This window comes from Luteolibacter sp. AS25, assembly GCF_046736275.1.
In the GTDB taxonomy this organism is placed as follows: Bacteria; Verrucomicrobiota; Verrucomicrobiia; order Verrucomicrobiales; family Akkermansiaceae; genus Luteolibacter.
Map to the genome: position 1 here is coordinate 1,530,749 of NZ_CP151837.1, position 19,871 is coordinate 1,550,619.

The 19,871-nt window shown below is 51.7% G+C and carries 17 protein-coding genes; 10 read left to right on the forward strand and 7 right to left on the reverse strand.

All coding sequences use genetic code 11. The features are described from left to right. The first annotated feature begins 14 nt into the window (after positions 1–14). The 3 genes from AAGA79_RS07080 to AAGA79_RS07090 all read left to right on the forward strand — a co-directional run bounded on the left by AAGA79_RS07080 (position 15) and on the right by AAGA79_RS07090 (position 3,617). Positions 15–1,811, forward strand: a complete 1,797-nt coding sequence (locus AAGA79_RS07080; RefSeq protein ID WP_411828074.1) for an SLC13 family permease — start codon at positions 15–17, stop codon at positions 1,809–1,811. Between the two features lie 146 nt (positions 1,812–1,957). Further along, positions 1,958–2,224 carry a hypothetical protein gene (locus AAGA79_RS07085; protein WP_411828075.1) on the forward strand — a complete coding sequence of 89 codons (267 nt, stop codon included), beginning with the start codon at positions 1,958–1,960 and terminating at the stop codon, positions 2,222–2,224. A 226-nt stretch (positions 2,225–2,450) separates the two neighbouring features. Next, positions 2,451–3,617, forward strand: coding sequence for a pyridoxal phosphate-dependent aminotransferase (locus AAGA79_RS07090; protein WP_411828076.1), 1,167 nt, complete (start codon positions 2,451–2,453; stop codon positions 3,615–3,617). 69 nt (positions 3,618–3,686) lie between these two features. On the opposite strand, the gene aroB is transcribed toward AAGA79_RS07090, so the two are convergent. Then, complete coding sequence (gene aroB / locus AAGA79_RS07095; RefSeq protein ID WP_411828077.1) at positions 3,687–4,763, reverse strand: 3-dehydroquinate synthase; 1,077 nt, start codon at positions 4,761–4,763, stop codon at positions 3,687–3,689. Between the two features lie 317 nt (positions 4,764–5,080). Here aroB and AAGA79_RS07100 point away from each other — a divergent pair, with 317 nt between their 5' ends. The 6 genes from AAGA79_RS07100 to AAGA79_RS07125 are packed head-to-tail and all read left to right on the forward strand — an operon-like array spanning position 5,081 to position 11,614. Beyond that, a complete protein-coding gene (locus AAGA79_RS07100; RefSeq protein WP_411828078.1) occupies positions 5,081–6,841 on the forward strand; it encodes an assimilatory sulfite reductase (NADPH) flavoprotein subunit in 1,761 nt (586 codons plus the stop codon). A 36-nt stretch (positions 6,842–6,877) separates the two neighbouring features. Further along, entirely contained in the window at positions 6,878–8,593 is a 1,716-nt protein-coding gene (locus tag AAGA79_RS07105; RefSeq protein WP_411828079.1) for an NADPH-dependent assimilatory sulfite reductase hemoprotein subunit, read from the forward strand. 40 nt (positions 8,594–8,633) lie between these two features. Beyond that, on the forward strand, positions 8,634–9,380 hold the full coding sequence (locus AAGA79_RS07110; protein WP_411828080.1) for a phosphoadenylyl-sulfate reductase: 747 nt from the start codon (positions 8,634–8,636) through the stop codon (positions 9,378–9,380). 54 nt (positions 9,381–9,434) lie between these two features. Further along, the gene (gene cysK / locus AAGA79_RS07115) at positions 9,435–10,394 is read left to right on the forward strand and encodes a cysteine synthase A (protein ID WP_411828081.1); all 960 of its coding nucleotides are present in this window, start codon (positions 9,435–9,437) and stop codon (positions 10,392–10,394) included. 48 nt (positions 10,395–10,442) lie between these two features. Then, the gene (locus tag AAGA79_RS07120; RefSeq protein ID WP_411828082.1) at positions 10,443–11,063 is read left to right on the forward strand and encodes an OmpH family outer membrane protein; all 621 of its coding nucleotides are present in this window, start codon (positions 10,443–10,445) and stop codon (positions 11,061–11,063) included. Positions 11,064–11,083: 20 nt separating this feature from the next. Beyond that, on the forward strand, positions 11,084–11,614 hold the full coding sequence (locus AAGA79_RS07125; protein ID WP_411828083.1) for a hypothetical protein: 531 nt from the start codon (positions 11,084–11,086) through the stop codon (positions 11,612–11,614). A gap of 197 nt (positions 11,615–11,811) precedes the next feature. On the opposite strand, the gene AAGA79_RS07130 is transcribed toward AAGA79_RS07125, so the two are convergent. Genes AAGA79_RS07130 through AAGA79_RS07140 form a run of 3 tightly spaced genes read right to left on the reverse strand, consistent with a single transcriptional unit; the run spans position 11,812 to position 14,082 of the window. Further along, positions 11,812–12,630 carry a metallophosphoesterase family protein gene (locus AAGA79_RS07130; RefSeq protein WP_411828084.1) on the reverse strand — a complete coding sequence of 273 codons (819 nt, stop codon included), beginning with the start codon at positions 12,628–12,630 and terminating at the stop codon, positions 11,812–11,814. A gap of 5 nt (positions 12,631–12,635) precedes the next feature. Beyond that, on the reverse strand, positions 12,636–13,535 hold the full coding sequence (locus tag AAGA79_RS07135; protein WP_411828085.1) for a diacylglycerol/lipid kinase family protein: 900 nt from the start codon (positions 13,533–13,535) through the stop codon (positions 12,636–12,638). A 4-nt stretch (positions 13,536–13,539) separates the two neighbouring features. Continuing rightward, the gene (locus AAGA79_RS07140; protein WP_411828086.1) at positions 13,540–14,082 is read right to left on the reverse strand and encodes a lipocalin family protein; all 543 of its coding nucleotides are present in this window, start codon (positions 14,080–14,082) and stop codon (positions 13,540–13,542) included. A 119-nt stretch (positions 14,083–14,201) separates the two neighbouring features. On the opposite strand from AAGA79_RS07140, the gene AAGA79_RS07145 reads away from it, so the two are divergent. Further along, entirely contained in the window at positions 14,202–15,182 is a 981-nt protein-coding gene (locus AAGA79_RS07145; protein WP_411828087.1) for a YceI family protein, read from the forward strand. Here the strand turns inward: AAGA79_RS07145 and mtnP are convergent. From mtnP to AAGA79_RS07160, 3 genes are all read right to left on the reverse strand, one after another. Beyond that, positions 15,168–16,028, reverse strand: coding sequence for an S-methyl-5'-thioadenosine phosphorylase (gene mtnP, locus AAGA79_RS07150; RefSeq protein ID WP_411828088.1), 861 nt, complete (start codon positions 16,026–16,028; stop codon positions 15,168–15,170). The genes AAGA79_RS07145 and mtnP overlap by 15 nt on opposite strands. Positions 16,029–16,181: 153 nt before the next feature. Beyond that, a complete protein-coding gene (locus AAGA79_RS07155; protein WP_411828089.1) occupies positions 16,182–17,297 on the reverse strand; it encodes a PepSY-associated TM helix domain-containing protein in 1,116 nt (371 codons plus the stop codon). Between the two features lie 181 nt (positions 17,298–17,478). Next, positions 17,479–19,698 (reverse strand): TonB-dependent receptor, encoded by a 2,220-nt coding sequence (locus AAGA79_RS07160; protein WP_411828090.1) that lies wholly within the window; start codon positions 19,696–19,698, stop codon positions 17,479–17,481. Between the last annotated feature and the right edge of the window lie 173 nt (positions 19,699–19,871).

The following is a 19,871-nucleotide window of genomic DNA, read 5'->3' on the forward strand; positions in this document are numbered from 1 at the left end:
GGCCGGAAGAAATTATGCTGCCGGAATCCACTCATATGTTGTTCACGTTTGCCGTGCTCATCGCGGTTTTTGCCGCCTTCGCCAAGGAGTGGTTTTCTACCGATCTGGTAGCTTTGGGAGGACTCTGCCTGCTTCTCGTTGGGGGGGTGCTGGATGAAAAAGATCTGGGCAGCATTTTCGGGAACTCGGCTCCGCTGACCATTGGAGCTATGTTCGTCCTCGCTGCAGGGCTAACGCACACGGGTGCCATCGACTGGATCGCTCATAAATTCGAGAATTGGGCGGGGAAATCATTGGTAAGAGCTCTCCTTATTCTCGGGCTGATCACGATTCCGCTGTCTGCGTTCATGAATAATACGCCGGTGGTGATTGTTTTCCTGCCCGTGATCATGAGCTTTACCCGGAGCTCCGGATTGAAAGCCAGCAAGCTTTTGATTCCTCTTTCATTTCTTAGTATCCTCGGCGGAACGATCACATTGATCGGAACATCTACTAATCTTCTAGTCGCCGGTCTGGCAAAGGACTCGGGGCAACCAGCTTTCGGCATCTTCGAAATCAGTAAACTTGGGATCATTTACGCCTTTTTTGGCTTCCTTTACATCTACTTTATCGGGAGGCATCTATTGCCTTCAAGGGATACTGTAAGTAGTCTTCTTGATGCGGAGGATACGAGGAGGTTCTCCAGTGCTGTGGAGGTCACACAGGGTTCTGATCTGATCGGAGAGAGGCTCATCGAGCATCCGATGTTTACGGAGAGAAAGCGGACGATCGTCTACGAGGTGATCAGGCAGGGCAGGCGTGTGGACGATATCCCTCTGGATGCGATCACACTTCATGAAGGTGATATCCTATGGTTCCGGGGTACCTCGAAACAGCTTGGAGTCCTTCAAAGTACGCCTCATGTGAGGATGCTTCATGAAAAAGCAAAGGAGCAGCAGGAGGATGGTGAGCGGTTCGAAGTGAAAACGGTTGAGGCTATCATCGGGCCGCAGAGCTCACTTATAGGTAAAAGTGTGAGGGATTGTCAGATCCGGCGGCGCTACGGTATTCTTGTGGTGGCTGTGCACCGCAAGGGAGTGAATCTTTCCGAGGGATACCAGGAAATGCGCCTGGCCTTCGGCGATACACTCCTGATGGAGGGCCCGACGCAGAATTTTATCCGGCTCAACGAAGAGGGGAGTTTCCTGAGCCTCAATGAGGTGCCGGTTCATACACGCCTGAAATCGAAAATGGGCTATGCGATCGCCGCGCTGCTACTGGTGATTCTTGTTTCGGCCCTTGATCTGATTTCAATCTCGAGCGCAGCGCTGGTCGGTGCTGTCTTGGTTATCGTTATGCGCTGCCTCAATATGAAAGAGGCCTATAACAGTATCGAATGGAACGTGCTTTTCATGATTTACGGTATGCTTGGCGTTGGCTTGGCGATGGAAAAGAGTGGTGCCGCCGAATGGATCGCGATGGGGGTTACAGGCTCGATGCAACAGTTTGGGCCACTGGTGATTCTGGCTGCCATGTATCTCCTGGTTTCGATTCTTACGGAGCTTGTCACAAATAACGCGGTGGCGATCCTGATGACGCCGATCGCTATTTCAATCGCTGCGTCAATAGATGTGGATGCGAGGCCGTTTCTTGTCGCCATCATGTTCGGAGCAAGTGCAAGTTTCATCACTCCGATCGGTTACCAGACGAATACGTACGTCTACGGGGCGGGTGGCTACCGATTTGCCGATTTCCTGAAAATCGGAATACCGCTGAACCTAATTCTATGGGTAATAGCGGTTATTTTCATTCCGATTTTCTGGCCGTTTTAGGCCCTTGGCGGACTTCTGGTTTTTGCAAGAACGCCGTTGCAAGATGCGGTGAAAACACAGTGGAGGGACGCCGCGTTCCCTCTATTTGCTTGGAAGTGAGGATGGAACGACTTTTGCGAGATAGGGGATAACAACAAAATAAAATTATGTATCCTATCGACCCTGTAATTAGCGCCTCCTCCAGCCCGGATAGTCCCATGGCTCCTCCTTATGTTGACGAAGACCCGAATGCCGAAATGGTGGAAATGGGCCTGAAAGAAGCCGAAAATGAAAGAAGGGACGAAGCAACTCTAGCCAATGAGGAAGAGGCACTGGACTCGGAAGACAGAGAAGAAGCTCTAGATTCGGTAAATTATCCTATCGACGATACCAAAAACGGCCCGAGCGAGTTGGACGCGATCCGGAAGGTCTGATCCATATCGGCTGAGCGGGTCCTTAAACTCGATTCGTGGTCCAAACGGAATTTTCAATGGTTTCAGGGAGTCGGTTCGCGTAACTGATTTTCTGAAACCATTTCTCTTGCAACAGACCTATCAAGAGAGCAAAACAAGCCCCGCCCGCTTCGGAGGTGCATCATAAACTGTTGCGCGTGTCCGCAACGGGTGGCAAACGTTCTCAAAATCAACTTTATCGCCAATCATGCACAGCATTTCATCACGTATCGAAAAGGTTTCACCCTCTCTAACACTAGCCGTTACCGCACAAACCAAGGCTATGATCGCCAGAGGCGAAGAGGTTTACGCACTTGCAGGCGGCGAGCCGGAAGTTGATACCCCAACTTTCATCAAGGAAGCGGCTGTCAAGGCGCTCATGGATGGCCGCACCAAATACACACCGGCGGGTGGTATTCCCGAGCTCCGCAAGGCGCTCTCCGAAAAATTTAAGACAGACAACGATCTCAACTACGAGCCAAACCAGATCTGCGTGACTTCTGGAGCAAAAATGGCCTGTTTCAACGCGATCCTTGCGGTCGTTGAGGAAGGTGATGAGGTGATCATCCCGACTCCATACTGGGTATCCTACCCGGAAATGGTGCGCATGGCTGGTGGTATTCCGGTTCTTGTGGAAGTGAAGGAATCCACCGGTTGGAAAATGACCCCGGAGCAATTCGAGGACGCGATGACTCCTGCCACTAAAATGGTAATCATCAACAGCCCAGGTAACCCTACCGGTGCAGTCTACACGAAAGAAGAGCTTCTAGCTCTTGGTGAAATCGCAACTGCGGAAGACATCATGATCCTTTCCGATGAGATCTACGAAAAACTTGTCTATGGAGATGCGAAACATGTTTCCATCGCTTCGCTCAGCGAAGAACTCTATAATCTCACAATCACCGTTAACGGTTTTTCCAAGGCGTTCTCAATGACCGGATGGCGTCTCGGTTACACAGCCGCTGCGAAGCCGGTTGCCGAAGCGATCGACAAGGTGCAGAATCACTCGGTTTCCAATGCAACTACCTTCGCACAATACGGAGCCCTTGCTGCTCTGGAAGGTGATCAGTCATTTATTGAAGACCTCCGCGGCGAATACGACGTAAAACGTCAGTTCGTCCTTTCCCGCCTTCAAGCGATCAAGAACATCCGCGTGGTAGAGCCAGAGGGCGCATTCTACTTCTTCGTATACACCGGTGAAATGGGCCTGAAATCCATGAATCTTTGCGATAAACTTCTTTCGCGCTACAAGGTCGCCGCTGTTCCAGGAATCGCATTCGGATATGATGACGGTATCCGCATCAGCTACTGCACTACTCTGGACATTCTCAACGAAGGACTGACTCGCTTCGAGCAGTTCTGCAGAGAGCATTGATCCACAGGTATTTTATCAGCACGTGCGGAGGGTTTAACGCCTCCCACGTGCATTTTTTACGCCAAAAATCTAGGAGCGAAGATGCTCGATGGCTTCTTCCAGATCTGCGGCGGTCAATGAGTCGATAACCTGTGCGTTTCCTAACCCCGTAAGCGTTACAAAGCGGATCTTTCCGGATTTGAATTTCTTATCCCGCGTGAGTTTTTCCATCACACGCGAGGTTGGAATAGCTTCGGTAAGTACCAGGGGAAGATGGAAATGCTTCATGGCGGCGAGAACTTTTCCGGAATCTTCCGTGGGGAGTCTGGAGTGTTTTTCCGAGAGGTAGAGTGCCGCGCGGATGCCGAGGGAAATGGCCTCACCGTGGAGGATTTCTCCGTAGGGAAGAGAGGCTTCGATGCCGTGGCCGATGGTGTGGCCGAAGTTCAGTAGCGCCCGGATATCCTTTGTTTCGAATTCATCGGCCTCTACTACCCGGGCTTTGATCGAGATGTTTCGTGCCAGAAGGTCCGCAGGGACGTCTCTCGTTTCCGGATCAATGCTCATCAGGTCGTCCAGCATGGAGCCATCGCGTATAGCTGCATGCTTGATGGCTTCTGCAAACCCTTCGTTGAACTCGCGGGGTGGGAGGGTCTTGAGTGTCTCCGGATCCACAAGCACAAGTTTTGGCTGATGGAATGCTCCGATGAGATTTTTTCCTTCGGCTACGTTTACACCGGTCTTTCCGCCAACGGAAGAATCCACTTGGGAGACGATTGTCGTAGGGATTTGAACGAAGGGAATACCCCTGTAGAAAATTGACGCCACAAAACCGGCGAGGTCTCCGACGACGCCGCCACCCAAGGCGATGACGATAGAGCGGCGGTCATGACCTGCGCGGATCATTTCGCGGCAAACTCCTTCGATTTCCGAGAGGGATTTAGAAGATTCGCCCGCAGGTATGGTGTGCAAGGTTGGTTGGTTTTCACCGAAACCATCCAACAATGCCTGTGCGTGATGTTCTGCGACGGTCTCATCGGATATGATAGCAGGTCTGAGATGGGAGAGGTTTTGCTCGGCGAGGAACTCGGCGACCCGGGAGAGCAATCCTTTTTCTACAACTACCGGGTAAGAGCGGTCAGCTAAGGCAACATGAACAGAGGGCATGGGTGAAATATCGATGAACTTTGGGCGAATCTCCAGCGCTGGTCCTTTGGACTGCTTCCGCGATGGATTTTCTACCGTAGAGCTAGCATGGGGTATGGATTACCACAAGAAATCTACCACCTGTATCATGGAGTTTGCCTTTCGGGTGAGGTGACATCTCAGTTACACATGAGGAAATTATTCGGTGAATACTGCTGGGGAGAACTATTTGGCCAGTAAGCCCCCGCCAAATTTTCCTAAATAGTTGTTGCATAATTGGCGCTTCGGCAGCACATTTTTCGGGAAACCTGACAAAAACAGGTAATTTACTAAGGATTATGATTCCCGAGAGTTCGCCGTTTTCAACCGATCAGCGCAAGTCGCTTGATTCTCTTATTTCTAGCTTTAATTCACTCCAGCGTGGCTGGCTTAGTGGGTATCTCGCTGCTGGTGCCGCACCTGTTGCTGCCGTAGCGCCTGTATCCGCAGGAAAGTTGACTGTTCTATATGGAACGGAAAGCGGTAACTCCGAAGAGCTCGCTGACCGTGCGGTCAAGCAGGCCAAGAAAAAGGGGTTCAAGGCGGTGATGAAAAATATGTCCGAAATCGCTCCTGCTGATCTGGTAGGAACGAAGAATCTTCTGGTGATCGTATCCACCTGGGGCGACGGGGAGGCACCTGAAACAGCTGTCGCATTCCACAAGTCATTCATGTCCGAGGATCTGAAGCTCTCCGGAACCAAATTCTCGGTTTGCGGACTGGGTGATACCTCATATGAGAAATTCTGTGAGATAGGAAAACAGTTCGATGCACGTCTGGAGCAGTTTGGAGCAGAGCGTATCGCGCCGCGTGCCGATTGCGATGTGGACTACGAGGAGGCCTTCACCGAATGGTTCGAAAAAGCAATTTCCACACTGGCTCCGGAAGCTCCGGCTGAAGTAGTCGGCGGACTCGCTCCCGCGCCTGTGACGTCCGAATACGGAAAGAAAAATCCATTTCCTTCGGAGATTGGTGACAATGTTCTTCTCAATGGAGAGGGTTCGGCAAAGGAGACAATCCATGTGGAATTCTCACTTGAAGGCAGCGGTATGAGCTATGAGCCGGGAGATGCTTTGGCTGTCCTGCCGATGAACTGCCCGCAGATGATCAAAGATATCCTTAATGCTGCGAAACTGACCGGCACCGAGGAAGTGGAAGTGAAAACAATCGGAAAGAAACTGCTCGCTGATGCGTTGCGCGAAGACTTCGATATCACAGCGCTTTCCAAGGCTGTTCTCAAAAAGCTTCAGGCGGCTTCGGGTTCGCTGAAGCTGGCGGAATTGCTGGAAGAGGGAGCCAAAGAGCAGCTCAAGGAGTATATCCATGGTCGTGAGATCGTTGATGCTATCATCGATTTCGCACACGACGGTCTGCCTGCGGAGGCTCTCGTTTCTGTTTTCCGTAAGCTCCCGGTTCGCCTTTACTCAATCGCTTCAAGCCCGCTGGCTCATCCGGATGAGGTTCATCTCACCGTGGCTGCCGTGCGTTATGAAACGAATGGCCGCAAGCGTAAGGGTGTGTGCTCCACATACCTGATGGACGTAGCCAAGACCGGTGAAAGCGTTCCGATTTTCGTTCAGCCGAACAAAAATTTCCGCCTACCTGCTAGCGATGAGACTCCAATCATCATGGTTGGTCCGGGCACCGGGGTTGCTCCTTTCCGCGCATTCGTGGAGCATCGTGCTGCTACGGAGGCAAAGGGTGAAAGCTGGTTGTTTTTTGGCGACCAACATTACACCTACGATTTCCTCTACCAGCTGGAATGGCAGGATTACCTGAAAAGCGGCGCTCTCACCAGGCTTGATGTGGCGTTCTCACGTGACCAACCGGAGAAGATTTACGTGCAGGATAAAATGCTCCAGCACGGCGAAGAACTTTACGAATGGCTTGAAAAAGGAGCCCACTTCTATGTCTGTGGCGATGCCACCCGAATGGCGGCGGATGTCCATGAAGCCTTGGTCTGCACGGTTCAGGCCTATGGCGCAAAATCCCGCGAAGAAGCGGAACAATATGTCGAAGCGCTGAAGAAAGAAAAACGCTACCAGCGCGACGTTTACTAAGAATTTCCAACCCGAAACATCAGAAAGAATTTTACCATGGCTGAAGAAAAATTAGCAGCAAACGAAGGGATTAAAATCCGCAGCAACTATCTCCGCGGCACGATCGCGGAAGGACTTGCGGACCTTTCCACAGGCTCCATGTGTGAGGACGATCAGCAGTTGCTGAAGTTCCACGGGACATACCAGCAGGACGATCGCGATTTGCGCCCAATGCGCCGCAAGCACAAGCTTGAGAAGGCTTATTCATTCATGATCCGCATCCGCGTTCCCGGTGGTGTAGCTACTCCCGAGCAATGGCTCGAGACCGACCGGCTCGCGACTCAGTTCGCAAACGGAACGATCAAACTTACCACGCGCCAGGCGTTCCAGTTCCACGGCATCATCAAATCCAACCTCAAGCGGACTATCGCTGAGATCAACCAAGCTGCGATGGATACCATTGCCGCATGTGGAGATGTGAACCGGAATGTGATGTGCAATCCGAATCCATACCTCTCGGATGTACACGCGCAGGTTCTGGATGTTTCACAGAAAATTTCCGATCACTTAACACCTGCTACCCGTGCCTACCACGAGCTGTGGTTGGATGGTGAAAAGGTGGAGACCAGCGAAGAAGATTTCGAACCGATCTACGGAAAGACTTATCTACCACGTAAATTCAAGATTACCGTCGCAGTTCCTCCGTCGAATGATGTGGATATCTACGCGAACTGCCTCTCATTTATCGCGATCGTGGAAGCAGGGGAGCTCGTTGGCTTCAACGTGGCTGTCGGTGGCGGCATGGGGATGACTCATGGCGATGAAAAGACCTATCCTCGCACTGCTGATATCATTGGCTTCTGCACCGTCGACCAAGTCGTCGATGTATCCGAAAAAGTTGTGATGGTTCAACGTGACTTCGGCGATCGCACGGAACGCAAACATGCTCGGATGAAATACACCGTAGACGACCACGGTCCGGAGTGGATTCTCAACAAGCTCAATGAATATCTGGGATATGAGCTTGGCCCTGTCCGCGACTTCGTTTTCGAAGACAACGGTGACCGGTTCGGTTGGGTAGAAGGTGAAAACGGTAACTCACACCTCACTCTATTTATTCAGGGTGGTCGGGTGCTTGATACCGATACATATCCGATGCGCACAGGTCTTCGTGAAATCGCGAAAGTGCACGAGGGCGATTTTCGTCTGACTGCGAACCAAAACATTATTATCGCGAATGTTTCTCCGGAGAAGCGTTCTGAAATCGAAAAGCTGGTAGAGCAATATGGAATGAAAGATAGCCACGAGAAGAGTGCGCTGCGCCTGAACTCCATTGCCTGCGTCGCCCTTCCTACTTGTGGTCTCTCCCTTGCTGAAGCCGAACGTTACCTTCCTTCGCTCCTTGGTGAGTTGGAGGAAGTCATCGAAGAAGCCGGCCTGCGTCACGATGCGATCACAATCCGTATGACTGGCTGCCCTAATGGTTGTGCTCGGCCTTATATTTCCGAGATCGGCTTCGTGGGTCGCTCCCCCGGTTGCTACAACGTCTACCTCGGTGGAGGTTTTGCAGGGCAGCGCCTATCGAAAATGTATCGCGAGAATTTCCCCGGCGAGAAAGTGAAGGAGCTTTTAGGCCCTATCATCCTGGATTACGGAAAGAACCGTAATGAAGGCGAACGCTTCGGCGACTTCTGTATCCGTGCAGGATACGTCTCCGAGACGACGGAAGGAAAAGATTTCCATAAAAACATCAAAGAAGAGGCACGCGTCTGAGGCGGTGGCTCCATAGCGTGCAATTGTGCGCACAACTCATATGATTAAGAACGCTGTTAGAAACAACTCTGATGCACCGTTGATCGACGGTGTAAGCCAGTTGTCCGATGCGCTCTCCGACTTGAATGCAGGTCAGCGTCTGGAGTATTTGAAGGATACGCTGGGGGATCGCCTGATAGCGACCACCAGCTTCGGGCTTCAGGCTGCCGTAATGCTTGAATTACTATACAAGCACGCTCCTGAAGTGCCTGTGGTTTTCATCGATACCGGTTTCCTCTTTCCTGAAACTTACCGGTATGCGGAGGAGTTGATGAAACGCTTCCCACTAGATTACCGGGTATACCATCCCAGGATTTCCGCGGCCCGCATGCAGGCTGTATCGGGAAATTTATGGGAGCAGGGCAAAGAAGGCGCGGATCAGTATGGATTGATTACCAAAGTGGAACCCATGAACAGGGCGATACAGGAAACAGGCCGTGATGTCTGGATTAGCGGGCTCCGGCGCGCTCATTCACAGACAAGGGAGACACGGACTTTCGCAGAAGCTCAGAAGAAGACGCTAAAAGTCTATCCAATCCTGGATTGGGCGGATGCTCAGGTGGATATTTTCTTTCACCAGAATGATCTTCCGCGCCATCCGCTCGCCGAGCAGGGTTACGTCACAATGGGCGATTGGCACAGCACGACGCCTTCCGAAGACGGATCTGCCGAGGGGACACGCTTCAATGGAGAGAAGTATGAATGTGGATTGCATCTCGATTCCGGTACTTCTGACTTTCAGATCTAAGAATCTCTGTTTAATTACCCCCAATTATTTCAACCCAAAACTCCATCCAACATTATGAATATCTGCGATAGCATGGTTTCGACCATCGGAAACACTCCTCTCATCCGTCTCAATCATATTACCAAAGGTCTCGAGGCGGAAATTTGTGTGAAAGCTGAATTTTTCAACCCTCTCTTCAGTGTTAAAGACCGTATCGGTAAAGCAATGATCGAAGCGGGTGAGCGCGATGGCCTTCTGAAAGAAGGCGGTCTCATCATCGAGCCGACCTCGGGCAATACAGGGATTGCACTAGCATTCGTGGCACGTGCCAAAGGCTACCGTTGTATCCTTACTATGCCGGAAAGCATGTCCGTGGAGCGTCGGGTTCTGCTCAGACTGCTTGGGGCAGAACTGGTCCTAACACCACGTGCCAAAGGCATGGGTGGCGCCATTGCAATGGCCAAGAAACTTCTCGATGAGACTCCAGGTGCGTTTGGACCGGGTCAGTTTGATAACCCTGCCAACCCACAGGCTCACCGCGATACCACTGCTGAAGAGATCTGGCGTGATACAGATGGCGAAATAGCTGCTTTCGTTGCAGGCGTTGGCACAGGTGGCACTATCACTGGTGTTTCAGAGGTTCTGAAATCCCGCTGCGATATGAAAACTTTTGCGGTTGAGCCTGAAAATAGTCCGGTGATCTCCGGTGGCCAACCTGGTCCGCATATGATTCAGGGAATCGGCGCTGGTTTCATCCCGGGCAACCTGAATGTCGATATCATTGACGAGACGATTCTTGTTTCCAACGAAGATGCATTTGCGACCGCTCAAGCACTCGCTCAGCAAGAAGGTTTACCTGCCGGTATCTCGACTGGTGCGAATGTCTATGCAGCCATGCAAATTGCCAAACGTCCGGAATTCAAGGGCAAGCGAATCGTTACGGTTGGTTGCTCCTCAAGTGAGCGTTATCTCTCCACTCCGCTCGCTGAGAAGATCAGGGAAGAGGTGGCTGCGCTGCCAGTGCACGAAATCTAGTCCAAGGTCGACAAAGCAATTGGCCATAGCTAAATTGCTTCGGAAATCATGAAATTTTTTGTCACTTTAGCTTGGCTTGGGCTTACCTCGGCCCTTTTAGCCGAATCCAAATTCGCGGTTGTCAGAATCACTGATATCTACCGCGACCTCCCTTCGACTGCTGAGATGCAGAGGAATATCAAGGAGCAAAAAGAAGGAGTAATGCTTGATAAGCGTGCGGAGCTGCTCCGTACGACTATCCAGTCCCTTCAGTCCCTTCAGGTGGAGCTCCAGGAAAACAAGGACCAGCTGGATACCGAAAATGGTAAAAAAATGGTCCGCGCCTACGAGATCAAACGTCAGGAGGCACAAACACTTCAGGAGGAATTCGAAAGGTTCCGGACCGATGAGGACAAGCGTATCAACAAGGAAATGGTCGAAGCCATGAGGAGTTCACTCGAGCGAATCAATGCTGCGGCGCAGCAGATTGCCGAGGAACAAAACTACACCGGTGTGGTGGATATCTCAGGCAATAGTAACACAGGCGTGCCATTTGTCCTCTACGTCAGCGAAGAGCAAAAGGATATTAGCGACGAAGTGATCGATCTGCTGGGAGAGAAGGCGATCGGTGATGAGGAGCCGGCTGAAGTCCAAACTGAAACAAACAACACTGGCGCAACCACCGAATAGGCTCTAAATATAATTATCTTATGGAAATCAGAGACATTTTTAACTTCATGACCCAGCCTTTCGTCTTGGGTCTTCTTCTCGGACTGTTGTTCGCGGTTTTTGTTCTCAAGAACTCGATCACCACGAAGATGCAACTCAAGCGTGATAACAAGCGTATCGAAGGTGAGATGAAGGACCTCCAGTCCCATCTCAACACCCAACTCAAGATTACCGCTACAGGTAGCGACTCCCTCACAAAGGAAATTGAAAAGCTGAAAACGCAGAATGAGAACCTACGGGTCACTCTCGCAGCTCTACAGAACAAGCCTGATAAAAACGAGCAACGTCATTTCCGTATGCAGGAGATGGCCATCAGCACGATGCGCGAACAGGCACCCGGATTTGCCGGAGCCTGGGAGAAAGCAATGAGACAGGCGGAGCATGAAATGGACGAAGCGGAGTCCGGCCTCACCAAATTGGTTCGCAAGGTTGTCCCTGGTCTCAGCTACTCGGGTACGCGTCCGACTGCAACCGAGGCACAGGTGATCGACAATAAGTCCGATCACGACTGATTCTGTTATCTAACGTGACTTGTGTAACCCCCTCGGAAAGCTACTTTCCGACCGTCGATTGGTAATAATTTCGGGGTGGCCACCGCTCGACGTCTCAAGGAAACCGAGGATTTGGAGCGACGGCGGCCCAACTGACATTTTTAAGCCGGTAGTGGATGATAGTCCGCTACCGGTTTTCTTATTTCTCGATTTTTCGTTCAGGCATTGGTCCAGCCATTTTCATGGAGTTGGAAGCTCCGGGTATATGAGGGCTTGAATCTATCGAGATCCCAACGCCAAAGCTCAATTTCTATGGCATCCTTTTCGAGTGTGATCAGATGAAAGCCGTTGGGTTCACCCTTCAACCGGGTGGAGCATATCGACGGGGCCTGAGAAACCACCAGGCTTCTTGAGTCACTATTTGGTGAGGGAAACAGTGCTGTCTTCGATTGGTGAAAATGTCCGGCAAGAACCAGGTCCACCCGTGATCTCTGTAGGAAGGAACTGACCATGGGCATAGGTGATACGAGTGCCCGAGCCTTTTGTCCGGATCCTAGAACAGGATGATGCATGGCAAAAACCCTAAGCTGATCCTCCGGGAGATCCGCAAAAAATGTGCTGGCGGCGTGCGCCTGCATAGGGCCTAAAAATCCACGTGACCAGTCGAGATGTAGCCCGAACGGGGTGGAGGAGTTTGCACTGCACAATGCTCCCACATTCCCAAGCTTTGCCGAGGGTTCTTCCACCTCCGAGATGTATTTCCTAAAACGCCTGAACGGTGAAAAAAAGCGATCAGCGAGTTGATTGAGGCCCGGGACGTCATGGTTGCCAGGGAAGGTAAGGAGCGGTTTTGGTAGCTTGGCCAACCATGTCTGTGCCGCCTCAAATTCCCATTTCCTACCGCGCATGCTGAAGTCTCCGCTAACTACTGTAAGATCTGGCTCGAGATGCTGTGCAATCAGAATGGCCGCATTTGCCACTCTTTCGTCCGAAGCCCCGAAATGGGGATCCGAGTAATGTAGAAGTCTGAAAGACATGTTTTCTAGGTTTTTTTCGGTCGTAGAACCCGCAGGGCCTTCGGAAGGATCCTGAGTTCACAGGGGAGTTTGATCTGAATAATTTCTCCGTCAATCATAGCAGGGATAGTTCTTTTGCTACCTACCTTAATAATAATTTTTTCAGCCTCAGCTTGTATCATTTTTTCAGTTTCCAGCAGAGTGCCGGTCATGAACTTGAATGCTGCTTTCAACATTTGGCTACGGCTAAGGTGCGCTGAAACATATGCAGTGAGCAGGCCGGAGGAAAGGTCTTCGCGGGCGGGGAGCGTGCCGATATTTTCCTCATAGCTTCCAGGAGAGAACGCTGCTAGGCGGGTTTTCTGCTGGATCACTTCCTTATGTCCCGATGTCTCCAATTCCAGGGCGGGCGATTTGATCGCAACTGTCGCTACCTCGTGGATCACACGAATAGTTTTTTTCCACCAGGATTTGCCGTGGAAATCTTCTCTCGACTTTGCGAGGGCGGGGTAGAAACCGATCACCATCGCACAAAGACAGAGCTCATTTCCCACGGATAACAGGTCGATATCAACGATGTCCGCATCAACCAGTTTCTCTGCCGCAGCGAACGGATCGAGAGGTATGTTCAGATCCCTGGCCTCGAGGTTGAAGGTCCCAAGGGGGAGGACTCCCAAAGGTTTCCCCGTATCTTTCAGGAAACGCGCTGCAGTGGTAACCGAGCCATCTCCTCCTCCGATAATGATGGCACCTGAATCAGAGGATGCTGCTACCTTTAGCACGTTTTCCAGCTCTTCAGGGGCTACGACTGTTACTTTCGTATCGTGTCCGGCTTCGGAAAATATTCCCTCCAGCTTCGCTACATTCTCGGCTTCCCGGAATATTCCGGAACCTGATTCCCGATTTATAATTATTTCATAAAACATCCGATTATTCGCTGACCCTCTTCGGGTTATAGAAAATGGAATCTGTGTCATATCCAAGTTCTTTGGCCTTGGATATTTGGGTAGTGAAATCTTCAATACCATCCGCTGGATCCTTCGAGAGAAGCCAAAGAAATTTGTAATCGGGTGATCCGACCAAGGCGCGAGTGTAGGAAGAATTTACATCGAGGATCCAATAATCCCCGGCAAATAGATTGGCTGGGAATCTGTCGAAGCGAACAAGAAGTTTGCCTGGGTCCGACACCTTGGGCTGAGTAGCTTTCCCTTCGATTCCGGTTTCTTTTCCTGAAGGTTTCAACCCTTCGTTTTTCACACTAATTGTTCCGTCCGCGTTTTTTCCGTAGGTTGCCTTTGCTGCCACGAGACCGCGCTCAAAGGTGTTAGGGAGGCGTCCGATCTCATGCCATTCCCCTGTGTAGCGTTCCGCATCAAAGCTGGAGATCGTTTTCGGGGCAGGCCGGTTCGGAGAGCACGAGACCCCGGGAATTGCTGCGGCGATCAAAAGTAAAAATTTCGAGAATATCTTCATAGGTCTATACGGGAGACTTTTGCAGCCATTGTGCCAATGGCTTCCTACCCTCGTTTGCTTTACGCTGTATGCAACCGCAAGCCATGAGTGCAAACAGATGGAATTGATTTATCTGCAAAATGCACGACCATAGCAGAATTACGCAGTCTGAAGGGAAGCTTGCGGAAATGCGTATCGATGCGATTGGATATTCTCCCATTATGAAACCCGAACATTTTCTGGAAATAAAAGACACGGTGCAGGTTCTTGATGTGCGCCTTCAGGATGACTACGAAGCGTGCCACTTGAAGGGTGCCGCGAACAATTGCGTTCATGAGGTGTCCTTTGTGGACCGGCTCGTGGAAGCGGCCCCGGAGAAGCGAAAGCTGACTGTGATTTATGGAGAAAACTCGAAGAGCCACGAGGCTGCCGCTGCTTTCGAGAAGATGCTCCGTGCGGGTTATTCAGACATACACATTCTCGAAGGCGGAATTGAGGCGGCAATTAGAGCTGGGTTGGATGTCATACAGGGAAGATCCGCGGAGGATGCACAAGCTATTAGAGATGGGGTTTATCTGATCGATAAGGAGTCATCGAAGCTATCGTGGACGGGGAGAAATCTACTGAACAAACACACCGGAACTGTGGGTCTCGCCCACGGTAAAATGAAATTCGAACAAGGATGCCTGACCACTGGAGAGTTCCTGATAGATCTGGCACGTCTGGAGTGTGACGACTTACTCGGAACCGATATGCACGATGTTCTGGTTGCGCATTTGCACAACGATGACTTTTTAGACCTTGAGAAATACCCCGATGCTCATTTGATCATTACGAAAAGTGAGCGGATTCCTGATGCAGGCATTGGCGCGCCGAATCTTCACATCAAAGCGGGTTTGATGATCAAGGGGCAGACGCACCCCATCGAATTAGATGCCGTCAGTGGAATCACTCCGGAAGGAAAACCAGCGGCTCAGGCGGTTTTCAGCATTGATCGGACGCGATGGGGTATCATCTATGGTTCAGGGAAGTTCTTCCACCGACTGGGAGGTCATCTGGTAAATGATCTTATCGATTTCGAGGTGAAAATCGTAGGAACCGAATACTTAGGCGTAGTGTGAGAGGATCGGCTCGAGATTCTTTCTGGTTTGCTCCGGCCAATTTTCCTTGGGCGTGAAAATCGCGGCAGCTAGCGAGCTATGCTCCGGCCAGTTTGGTTCCTCCGGAATCATCGGGATGATGGTTTGGATGATGTCTTTGGCCAAAGAGGAGTTAGCATGGAGGTTTTCAATTACCGAAGCCACGTCCACGGCAGCTTCGTCGGTTTTCCAGCAATCGTAATCGGTGACTAGGCAAAGTGTGGCCATGGCGATTTCTGCTTCCCGGCACAGGCGTGCTTCGGCTGCATTTGTCATTCCTATGAGGTCAAATCCAAGCTGACGGTGCATCTCGGACTCCGCGCGGGTTGAGAATGCCGGGCCGTTCATGGCTGTGTAGATTCCGCCATTGTGAAGTCGGTTCGTGTGTTGAACGGATGCTTCGAGGAGAAGATCGCGCATTTGCTCCGAATATGGGTCCGCGAAGCTGACATGGGCGGCTATTCCATTTCCGAAAAACGTATGTTCGTGGGCGCGGCCGGTACGATCCACCAATTGGTCCGGGACAACGACATCGCGCGGTGGCATTTCCTCGCGAAGGGAACCGACTGCTGTGATTGAGACGACCCATCGAACGTTGAGCGAGCGCAGTGCCCAAATGTTTGCACGGTGGTTGATTTCATGGGCCAGCAGGCGATGTCCTCTGCCATGACGGGGGAGGAAATATACGGTGCGACCGGCCAGTCTCCCCTCAATGATTTCGTCAGAAGGATCGCCAAAAGGAGTTTCTATTTTGTGGCGAGCGATGACTTCGAGCGATTCGATTTCGTAGAGGCCGGAGCCGCCGATAATAGCTAGGGAAGGGGACATGAAATTCTTGGAGATTGAAACTGAGAAGCCCCCACGGAGTTAGGGGCGCGGGAGGATCGCAGATGATCGGGATCGATGCAAAGAATTGTGTGCCTTGTTGTTATTTTCTCATAGTGAGAAAGCGAAGACCTGCGAGAACTTATCCAGCGGAATTCACTGCGCTGTCTTGCGTCTTCTATTTCTGAATCGCCTCCAGGATAGAGCAAATCCAGACCAGATCAGGAGGATGGTGCTGGCTGCGGAGAGTCCTGCGAGGGTCTGGCCGGGCATTCCGCCGGCTTCACCTGTATGGATCCAGCGGATCCATGTGCGGGCCTGTCTACCCGTGGAAAGTGACGAGAAATCCTCGATTTGCTCAATTTCTCCTGATTTCGAATTCACTCTAATTTCCCTACGTTTGTCGGGGCGGCCGCGATGCATGTCCGAGATGGAGACGGTTACGAATTTCTTCGGCGGGATATCCATCTGGATGGTTTGCCATTCGGGGAATTCGGCTTTTGCGGTGGCTAGGGCCTGATCAAGGGAGCGGGTATTGATTTCAATTGCGGGACCTTCAGGTTTCCCGTGGCCGCGTTTCTTCTTACCGTGCGGCGGTGGCGTTTCTCCCACGATTTTGTAGACCAGATCGCTGGCCCATGGAAAGGCGATGACTGTGCCGCAGGGCACGATTACAAGGAGTGGAAGTGCTGCCCAGATACCGGCGACATTGTGCAGGCGCCAGTCTCTTGCTTTACCTTTGAGTCCTCTTTTCCATAGTGTGATGGATCGTAGGGTTTTAATTGTCCATTTTTTGGGCAGCCAGATGAAGATGCCCGAAATAATCAGAAATAGGAAAATCAGGTTTGCGATGCCGACTATTGTCTTACCCACAGGACGCGCCGCACCCTCCAATCCCAGCCAACGGTGAAGGCCGACTACTGTGTGGAAGAATGACCGGACTGCTGTATTTCCTTCACCAAGTGGTATGCCGGTGTAGGGGTCGTAAAATTCGGTTTTTTCCCTACCGTATTTGAGTGCGACCGGTCGTTGAGGATCTTTTTCAAAGAGGATACCGGAGAGCGCCGGATCAGCTGTTGAAGGGAGCAGTTCTCCAATTTCCAGGGAGGAAGAAGTAGGTTCACCACTAATCTTGAAATCATCCGCCCAATCGGTGATCTGCCGTTCGTAGGCTAAAGTAAGACCGGTGACTGCCATCACCAGCACAATGCTGCCGGAGAATATTCCCGCTACGAGGTGCAGCCAGAATACGATTTTTTTCAGTGTTTTCATGATCTATATCTCCGCCGGATGCCGGAGCAAATTTCGGTAACTGCAGGTTGTGTCTGGCTTTTCCAGCCTAAGGAACAACGAAGGTCTAGAAATCTACTCAGGCCCGCCGGATCGATGATCTGGCGGGCCTGAGCGACTTGATCGCTGGTCGGTAATTCAGTGCCTGAATTTACCTTTCAGATTAGAACGTGATTTCTGCAGTGAGAGTAGCGGAACGGCCGGCACCCGGGATGTAATGGCCACCACCGACACGGTCGATGTAATCCTGGTCCGCCAGGTTGTAGACGTTCAGGCGGAGGCTAACATTTTCGTTCATTTGGTAGCCTACCAATGCATCCAGTGTGACGTAGCTATCCGCGGTGCGCATGCGGGCGACATTCGTGGAACTTGTGCGCGCACCTACATAGTTTGCGCCGAGCCCGACCTGGAAACCTTTGGGAAGATCGTAGACCGTCCAGAGGTTGAAGGAATGGGTAGGGGTATTGCTGAGGCCTACGCCAACTTCACTGGCATCCTGTGAGGATGTGATTTCACCATCGAGATATGTGTAGCCACCAAGCACACGCCATTGATCTGTAAGTAGGCCGGTGAATCCAGCTTCGAAACCTTGAACGCGTTGTTCACCGTCAAGGACGATAATTTCCGCGGCATCAGTCGGGTCACTGGTGCGGGCGTTGATTTTATCGGTCCGGAAAATGGCTGCGTTCACGAGGAGACGATCATCAAGCAGGTCCCATTTGGTGCCGAGCTCGATGGTGCGGTTTTCCTCCGGATCGGTATTAACGTTCGCGCTGGATGTCTCGGAATCACTGAGTGTGAGGCCTTCTGCAGATGGGTTGAATGAAGTGCCGTAACCGAGGTATATGCTGCCGTTTTCACGAGGCTTGTAGTTTACCGCAGCACGATAGCTGAGCATTTCATCACTACGGCTGAGGCTGGTGGTGCCGCCGCCGTCCGCGTCGGAAGCGCGCTCTTTATAGTCCACATTGAAGGATTCCCAACGGAGGCCGCCGGAGAGGATCCATTGTTCATTCAGCTTAACTGTGTCGAAAAGCGAGAAAGCAACGGTATCGGCTGTGGCTTCACGGACTTCACCTGTATAGGCGAGATCGGCGGAGTAGCCGTATGGACTAGGGTCGTATAGATCCGCGTCCGGGAGTGAGGCGGCGTTGAGGTCTTCACGGATTTTATTTTCGGATTCCTCACGGCTGAGTTCCATGGAGCCGATGAGTTCGTGCTCTACGGTGCCCGTTCTGAATTTGTAGGTAAGATCCGTTTGGTTGGAGAGGATGGTGTCCGTCTGATCACGGTTTTTCCAATCCGTGCGGCGGATTTCGGAGCCGGCTACCGCAGGATCGTTGAAACGCGGAGCGGTGACGCTGAGGTCCAGATGGTTTCTGCCGTAGCGGGAGAGATTTCTGATGGAGAGGTCTTCATTGAAATCGTGTTCGAAAATAGCGGTGAAGATATCAGTCTGTGTTTCTTCGAAATCACGGCCAAGCAGTCCATACCAGTTTTCATCATCCACAGGAGAAGGGCCGTCATCCAGCCAAGGAATCCCGTAGTCAGGCACATTGTCCTGCTCGAGATGGAAGTAGCTGAGAGTGAGGCGTGTATCGGTGCCAAGTCCGAAGGCGATGGAAGGAGCAATGCCCCAGCGATCCTGGGTGACTTGATCACGGCCTGCGGTGTCTTGGGTGTGAAGCATTGCGTTCATGCGGAAGGCTGCGTTCTCGATGGCACTGATTTCCTGATTCACATCAATGGTCGCGCGGCCATAGCTGGCAGTGCCGCCTCCGAGGAGGATGCTGGACTCATTGCCCAGATGCGGAGTTTTCGAGGATAGGTTGATCGATCCACCGGTCGAACCGCGTCCTGCATTGGTGGAGGAGGGGCCTTTGGTGACCTCTACTTGTTCAATATTGAAAGGGTCGCGGCTGTATCCGCCAAAGTCACGAACGCCGTCTACGAAAAGGTCGGTGCGGGCGTTGAAGCCGCGGATGGAAAGATTATCGCCTGGTGGCACACCACCTTCACCTGCCTGGATGCTGATTCCCGGAACGTTCTTAAGCACGTCTCGCAGGCTAGAGGCACCTTGCTCTCTAATCACGTCCTCAGTGACAACATTCACTGTTTGCGGCACGTCCAGAAGGGGTACCGAGTATTTGCCGGTTTTAAGCTTCTCCGGCTTATAGAGGGTTTCCTCTTTGTCTCCCTGCACGATCAACTCGGGAAGAGTATCGGCTGTACCATCCGCATCGCTATCGGTGGATTGTTCTGCGGGGGCAGCACCTGCGGTAAGTTGGCTGAGTGCCATCAGGGTGCCTGTCATTGCCAGAGTTTCGTAACCTCTTCCCCGGAGGGTGTTGGTCGTGGATTGGTGTGTCTCGTTCAATTTCATGAGTTACTTTGTAAAGATGAGACTGAGTCTCATTAACGAGAGTGCGAGTCAATTTTATTTTGGATAAACTCTCGAAGCGATGGATTGATTCCTGTGCGTAGGTCGGGCAATGCTCCGACGGAACCGCGTGAGCGTGGGGGAAAAGACGACTAACAAAGATGGATGTAAAACGA

What these genes read in the sequence shown, in the direction of transcription:
- AAGA79_RS07160 (WP_411828090.1), bottom strand. Translation starts at nt 19,698, where the DNA reads ATGAAATTGAACGAGACACACCAATCCACGACCAACACCCTCCGGGGA.
- AAGA79_RS07135 (WP_411828085.1), bottom strand. Translation starts at nt 13,535, where the DNA reads ATGTTTTATGAAATAATTATAAATCGGGAATCAGGTTCCGGAATATTC.
- aroB (WP_411828077.1), bottom strand. Translation starts at nt 4,763, where the DNA reads ATGCCCTCTGTTCATGTTGCCTTAGCTGACCGCTCTTACCCGGTAGTT.
- AAGA79_RS07125 (WP_411828083.1), top strand. Translation starts at nt 11,084, where the DNA reads ATGGAAATCAGAGACATTTTTAACTTCATGACCCAGCCTTTCGTCTTG.
- AAGA79_RS07120 (WP_411828082.1), top strand. Translation starts at nt 10,443, where the DNA reads ATGAAATTTTTTGTCACTTTAGCTTGGCTTGGGCTTACCTCGGCCCTT.
- AAGA79_RS07110 (WP_411828080.1), top strand. Translation starts at nt 8,634, where the DNA reads ATGATTAAGAACGCTGTTAGAAACAACTCTGATGCACCGTTGATCGAC.
- AAGA79_RS07085 (WP_411828075.1), top strand. Translation starts at nt 1,958, where the DNA reads ATGTATCCTATCGACCCTGTAATTAGCGCCTCCTCCAGCCCGGATAGT.
- cysK (WP_411828081.1), top strand. Translation starts at nt 9,435, where the DNA reads ATGAATATCTGCGATAGCATGGTTTCGACCATCGGAAACACTCCTCTC.
- AAGA79_RS07155 (WP_411828089.1), bottom strand. Translation starts at nt 17,297, where the DNA reads ATGAAAACACTGAAAAAAATCGTATTCTGGCTGCACCTCGTAGCGGGA.
- AAGA79_RS07140 (WP_411828086.1), bottom strand. Translation starts at nt 14,082, where the DNA reads ATGAAGATATTCTCGAAATTTTTACTTTTGATCGCCGCAGCAATTCCC.
- AAGA79_RS07080 (WP_411828074.1), top strand. Translation starts at nt 15, where the DNA reads ATGCTGCCGGAATCCACTCATATGTTGTTCACGTTTGCCGTGCTCATC.
- AAGA79_RS07145 (WP_411828087.1), top strand. Translation starts at nt 14,202, where the DNA reads ATGCACGACCATAGCAGAATTACGCAGTCTGAAGGGAAGCTTGCGGAA.
- AAGA79_RS07100 (WP_411828078.1), top strand. Translation starts at nt 5,081, where the DNA reads ATGATTCCCGAGAGTTCGCCGTTTTCAACCGATCAGCGCAAGTCGCTT.
- AAGA79_RS07090 (WP_411828076.1), top strand. Translation starts at nt 2,451, where the DNA reads ATGCACAGCATTTCATCACGTATCGAAAAGGTTTCACCCTCTCTAACA.
- mtnP (WP_411828088.1), bottom strand. Translation starts at nt 16,028, where the DNA reads ATGTCCCCTTCCCTAGCTATTATCGGCGGCTCCGGCCTCTACGAAATC.
- AAGA79_RS07105 (WP_411828079.1), top strand. Translation starts at nt 6,878, where the DNA reads ATGGCTGAAGAAAAATTAGCAGCAAACGAAGGGATTAAAATCCGCAGC.
- AAGA79_RS07130 (WP_411828084.1), bottom strand. Translation starts at nt 12,630, where the DNA reads ATGTCTTTCAGACTTCTACATTACTCGGATCCCCATTTCGGGGCTTCG.